The organism is Streptomyces sp. YS-3, assembly GCF_045257485.1.
Lineage (GTDB): Bacteria > Actinomycetota > Actinomycetes > Streptomycetales > Streptomycetaceae > Streptomyces.
On the sequence record NZ_JBJHPC010000464.1, the window covers coordinates 1 to 5,694 of the forward strand.

The window sequence follows — 5,694 nt, forward strand, 5'->3', positions numbered from 1 at the left end:
GTCCCGGTCGTCCCGGCCGCCTGCCTCTTCGACCTCGGGCGCGGCGGCGACTGGCGCGCCCGCCCGGACGCGGCCACCGGCCGGGCCGCCGTCGAGGCGGCGGGCACCGAGGTCGCCCAGGGCGGCGTCGGCGCCGGGACCGGGGCGGTCGCGGGCGGCCTCAAGGGCGGGGTCGGCACCGCGAGCCTCACCCTGCCCTCCGGCGCCACCGTCGGGGCGCTGGTCGTCGTCAACTGCGCGGGGTCGGTGCTCGACCCGGCGACGGGGGCGCTGTACGGGGCGGCGGGGCGCGTCACGTACCCCGAACCGGGCGTCCACGAGGCGGCCGTGCGGCGGCTGGAGGCGGCTCTCGCCACCTCACAACTGCCGCCCCTGAACACCACGCTCGCGGTGGTCGCCACCGACGCGCCGCTCACCCGGCCGCAGGCGCAGAAGCTCGCGGGCACCTCGCACGACGGCCTGGCCCGGGCGATCCGGCCGGTGCATCTGATGCACGACGGCGACACGGTCTTCGCCCTGGCCACCGGCGTCGGCGCGGAGCTGTCGCCGGTCGGCCTCAACTCGGTGCTGGCGGCGGGCGCGGACGTGGTGGCCCGGGCGATCACCAAGGCCGTGCTCGCCGCCGAGGGGGTGGACGGACCCGGCGGGACGTTCCCGTCGTAACGGGAGCTGTACGGGAGTTGAGCACGCCCCCGGACGCCCCCGGGCGCACTGGGACGCACCCGGGCACTCCCGGACGCGCCCGGTCGCGCCCCCCTTGTGGCGTGAGTCACAGGGCGCCCCCGCAACCGTAAGGGCCATGTGGGTGCTCTGTGCACGTACTGGAGTGACGTACGCACAGATGGAGCAACGACGTGATCTCGCCCGACACCGCCGCGCAGCCGCAGTCCCGCACCCCGCAGCAACTGCGCGCCCGGCGGCGGGCTTTCGCCGCCGCGTCGGCGCTGCTGCTCGGCGCCCTGACCCTGACCGCCTGTGGCGGCAGCGCGTCCGGGTCCGACAAGGACGGGAGCAAGGGCAAGGCCGGCGACTCGGCCCCCGCCCAGGACGTCTCCACACTGAAGATCACGATCTCGGCGAAGGACGGCTCCACCGACGCGAGCGTCAACAGCACCGCCGTCACCGCCCAGGGCGGCAAGCTCACCCAGGTCACCATGGTCGAGGCCCAGACCGGCAAGGCCGTGGCCGGGGCGCTCGCCGCCGACGGGCTGTCCTGGAAGCCCACCGCGAAGGTGGAGCGCGGCACCCCGTACAAGATCATGGCGACCGGCAAGGACGACAAGGGGCGGACCGCGACGGAGAACTCCGCCTTCACCACGGTCTCCCCGAAGAACAGCTTCATCGGCACCTACACGCCGGACAACGGCGCGACGGTCGGTGTCGGCATGCCGGTCTCGTTCACCTTCGACAAGGCGATCACCGACAAGAAGGCCGTCCAGTCGCACATCACGGTCAGCTCCAGCAGCGGCCAGCAGGTGGTCGGCCACTGGTTCGGCGGCCAGCGCCTCGACTTCCGGCCGCAGGACTACTGGAAGGCCGGGTCCAAGGTGACGATGAAGATCGACCTGGACGGGGTGCAGGGCGGCAAGGGCATCTCCGGCGTGCAGTCCAAGACCGTCACCTTCACCCTCGGCCGCAACCAGGTCTCCACGGTCGACGCCAGGACCCAGAAGATGACCGTGCAGCAGGACGGCAGGACCATCAAGACCCTGCCCGTCTCGACCGGCAGCGCCGAACACAGCACCTACAACGGACAGATGGTGATATCCGAGAAGTTCACCGAGACCCGGATGAACGGAGCCACGGTGAACTTCGGCGGCGAGTACGACATCAAGGACGTACCGCACGCGATGCGCCTGTCCACCTCGGGCACGTTTCTGCACGGCAACTACTGGTACAAGGGCGACCCGTTCGGCAACACGGGAACCAGCCACGGCTGTGTGGGCCTGAAGGACGTCCGGGGCGCCCAGGGGGACACCCCCGCCAAGTGGTTCTTCGACCACTCGCTGATCGGTGACGTGGTGACCGTGAAGGGCTCGCCGGACAAGACGATCGCCCCCGACAACGGCCTGAACGGCTGGAACATGGCGTGGACCGAGTGGCAGGCGGGCAGCGCCGTCTGACGGCCCGTCGGAGTACGGCCCGGGGCCCCGCCCCGGGCCCGCTCCCCCGCCGCACCCGGCCGTTCCAAGCCGATGAGAATGTTTCGGCCATGCCCGCTGCGCGAAGCGCGCGCAAGGGCTACGTTGAGCACCCTCTACGTGACGAACAGCTACGGCGGGGAGACGCCTTGGTGCCCAACGAGTGCGAGTACGAGACGGCCGAGGAACACCTCGCCGGCCTGCTCGGCCGCGCGCTGAACTCGTTCGACCTTCCGGACGAGCTGGTGGAGAGCCTGGATTCGGCCCTCGCGCACACCACTTCGCTGCACTCGTCGCTGCACGCCTCGGGTGGCCCCGGCCGCCCCCGGCTCAGCCGCGAGACCTACCGCCACACCTATCTCCTCCTCGACGGCGCCACGGTCACCCTCTGGGAGGTCGTGCACGCCCGGGGCAACGAGGTGTACGCGGACGAGGAGAGCGCGGTGCTCGCCGCGGCCCGGCTGTGCCGCCGGGTCCGGCCGGACCTGGCGCCCGGGGTGGGGGACGACGGACTGGACCCCGGCCTCACCGGCGTCGAGGTCCTCGGCGGACTGGCGCCGGTGGAGCGCGCCGGGGCCGGCCGGACGTACGAGGCGGACGGCTCGGCCGACCACGCGCGGCGGCTGCTGCGCCGCGCCGAGAACCCGGACCGGCCCGGCGAGAGCGTGGCCCGCTTACTGCGCGGCGCCCTCGCCCACCGCATCACCCGGGCCCTGGGCGGCCCGGGCGGAGCGGCCGGGCGCGGCGGCGCCATCCTGTACGAGCACGCGTTCCTGCTCGGCGACGGCGTGGAGCTGAGCCTGTGGGAGGTCGAGCACACGGCGACGCCGGACGGCAGCCACATGTGCGAGGTGTACGCGGCGCAGGAGTCGGCGCGGGCGGCGGTGGAGCGGCGCACACGGGTCTCCTGACACACGGTCGGGGAAAACACGGACGCCGGGCCGGGTGGAGTTCCCTCCACCCGGCCCGGCGTCCTGGTGTCCTACCGGTCCGCCCGCCGCGTCACGGCGTCAGCGCCGGCTCCTTGGCCACGTCGTCGGAGTCGTCGGAGGGGGTCGCCTCCGCGCCGCCCTCCAGATGCTGCTTGGGCCTGGCCGGCAGCAGGAACATCCCGACGAAGATCAGCGCGCAGACGCCCGCCACGACCCACAGCGAGCGCTGGAAGGCGTCCGAGAACGCCGGGCCGATCTCGGCGAGCCGGAGGTTGTCGTCGATCGCGCCGAAGAAGACCACCGACACCAGGCCGAGGCCCAGCGCGTTGCCCATCTGCTGCACGGTGTTGATCAGACCGGACGCGGAGCCCGCGTGCTCCTGCGGGACCTCGGAGAGGACCGCGTCGGTGAGCGGGGCGACGATCAGACCCATGCCGACGCCGAGCACCACCAGCGGCAGCGCCATCTGCCAGGACTCGATGTCCATCCCGAAGTGGCGCGCCTCCCAGATGTAGATCAGCAGGCCGAGGACGGTGACCAGCGCGCCCGCCTGGAGCACCTTGCGGCCGAACCTGGGCACCAGCGACTGGACGGACATGCCCGCCGCGGCCGACATGGCGATGGAGAACGGGATACCGGTCAGACCGGCCCGCAGCGCGCTCCAGCCGAGGCCTATCTGCATGTACAGCGTCCAGACCAGGAAGAAGATGCCCATCGCGAGGCCGAACGTCATCTGCACCGCGATGCCCGCCGCGAAGCTCTTCACCCGGAACAGCGAGAGCTCCACCAGCGGCGAGCCGTCCCTGCGCGCCTTGACCCGCTCGTACGCCACGAGCGCGCCGAAGACGACGAGGCTGCCGGCCATCGAGAGGTGGCCCCACAGCGGCCAGCCCAGCTCCCGGCCGCGGGTCAGCGGGTAGAGCAGCATCAGCAGACCGAGGGTGACCAGCGCGACGCCCACGAGGTCGAGTTTGAGGGCCTTGGGCGCCTTGGACTCGGTGATGAACTTGGCGCCCAGGACCAGACCGGCGATACCGACCGGCAGGTTGATCAGGAAGATCGGCCGCCACTCCAGACCGAACAGGTTCCACTCGGTCAGCAGCGCGCCCAGGATCGGACCCGAGACCGCGCCCAGGCCGATGACCGCGCCGAACATGCCGAACACCTTGCCGCGCTCCTCGGCCGGGAAGGTGGCGTGGATGATCGACAGGACCTGCGGCACCATCAGGGACGCCATGGCGCCCTGGAGGATGCGGGAGGCGACCAGCATCTCCGGGTTGGCGGCGAAGCCGCAGAGCGCCGAGGCGATGGTGAAGCCGGTCATACCGACGAGGAAGAGCTTCTTGCGGCCGTGGATGTCACCGAGGCGGCCACCGGTGATCAGTCCGGCGGCGAACGCCAGGGCGTATCCCGCGGTGATCCACTGGATCGAGGCGAAGGTCGCCCCGGTGTCCTTCTGGATCGAGGGGATGGCCACGTTGACGATCGTGACGTCGACCAGGTCCATGAAGGCCGCGGTCATCACGATGGCCAGGGCGAACCACCGTCGGCGGTCGGTCACGGCGGCGGCTGTGCCGGGGGCCGCGGCTTCTGGAGGTGTGGGCGTGGTGGAGGTCATGGGAGAGAAGTTAGACCGTATGTAGGTCAGACCGCGTCCTAATTTTCCCGCATCCTGGATCTCATGACGGACACCCCGGCTCGGCTGCTCCAGCTCCTCTCCCTGCTTCAGACGCCCCGCGAGTGGCCTGGCGGCGAGCTCGCCGAGCGGCTCGCCGTCTCGCGGCGCACGGTCCGCCGCGATGTGGACCGGCTGCGCGAGCTGGGCTACCCGGTCCAGGCGACCCTGGGCGCCGACGGCGGGTACCGGCTGGTGGCGGGGAAGGCGATGCCGCCGCTGGTCCTCGACGACGAGGAGGCGGTGGCCATCGCGGTGGGGCTGCGGCACCGCGTCGCCACCCTCCAGGCCGCCACGATGCCGCTGACCGGCCCGTGGCGCGGCGACGGGGCGAGCGTCGACCCGCACACGCTGACCGTGATGGCCTCGGCCGTCACCGGCAGGGAGCGGCTGCGCTTCGACTACCGCAAGGGCGACGGCAGCGAGTCGCGCCGCCAGGTCGAGCCGTACCGGCTGGTGTCGACGGGCCGGCGCTGGTACCTCGTCGCGTACGACATCGAGCGCGAGGACTGGCGTACGTTCCGGGTCGACCGGGTGGCCGCCCCCTTCGCGACCGGGTCGCGGTTCGCACCCCGGGAGCTGCCCGCGCAGGACGCGGCGGAGTTCGTGAGCCGGTCGCTGACGCGGATGCAGCCGGAGCTGGACCTGGATGTGACCTTCGAGGCGCCCGCCGACTTCGTGACGGCGCGGCTCACCCCCTCGATGGGGGCGCCGGTGCCGCTCGGCGGGGCGCGGTGCCGGCTGCGGGCGCGGGTGACGGAGTCGCTGGAGTGGGTGGCGATCCGGCTGGCGCTGGTGGACTGCGAGTTCGCGGTGGCGTCGCCCGGGGCGCTGACGGAGTATCTGGCGGATCTGGGGTCCCGGCTCACCCGGGCGGCGGGGCCGCAGCCCGAGTAGCCGGGCGCGGGCGCGCGGCCTCCCCCGGGCAGGGGGGAGCCCCCGGCAC

The 5,694-nt window shown here is 72.4% G+C and carries 5 protein-coding genes; 4 read left to right on the forward strand and 1 reads right to left on the reverse strand.

All coding sequences use genetic code 11. The features are described 5' to 3' along the window. The 3 genes from ACJA3G_RS28250 to ACJA3G_RS28260 all read left to right on the forward strand — a co-directional run. Positions 1–663 (forward strand): P1 family peptidase (locus ACJA3G_RS28250; protein WP_406555868.1); only part of this gene is annotated, 663 nt, incomplete at its 5' end. Positions 664–854: 191 nt separating this feature from the next. Next, positions 855–2,123, forward strand: coding sequence for an Ig-like domain-containing protein (locus tag ACJA3G_RS28255; RefSeq protein WP_406555869.1), 1,269 nt, complete (start codon positions 855–857; stop codon positions 2,121–2,123). Between the two features lie 167 nt (positions 2,124–2,290). Next, positions 2,291–3,052, forward strand: coding sequence for a DUF6227 family protein (locus tag ACJA3G_RS28260; protein WP_406555870.1), 762 nt, complete (start codon positions 2,291–2,293; stop codon positions 3,050–3,052). A gap of 91 nt (positions 3,053–3,143) precedes the next feature. On the opposite strand, the gene ACJA3G_RS28265 is transcribed toward ACJA3G_RS28260, so the two are convergent. Further along, positions 3,144–4,691, reverse strand: coding sequence for an MFS transporter (locus ACJA3G_RS28265; RefSeq protein ID WP_406555871.1), 1,548 nt, complete (start codon positions 4,689–4,691; stop codon positions 3,144–3,146). 63 nt (positions 4,692–4,754) lie between these two features. On the opposite strand from ACJA3G_RS28265, the gene ACJA3G_RS28270 reads away from it, so the two are divergent. Then, positions 4,755–5,645 carry a helix-turn-helix transcriptional regulator gene (locus ACJA3G_RS28270; protein WP_406555872.1) on the forward strand — a complete coding sequence of 297 codons (891 nt, stop codon included), beginning with the start codon at positions 4,755–4,757 and terminating at the stop codon, positions 5,643–5,645. Positions 5,646–5,694: the final 49 nt, after the last annotated feature.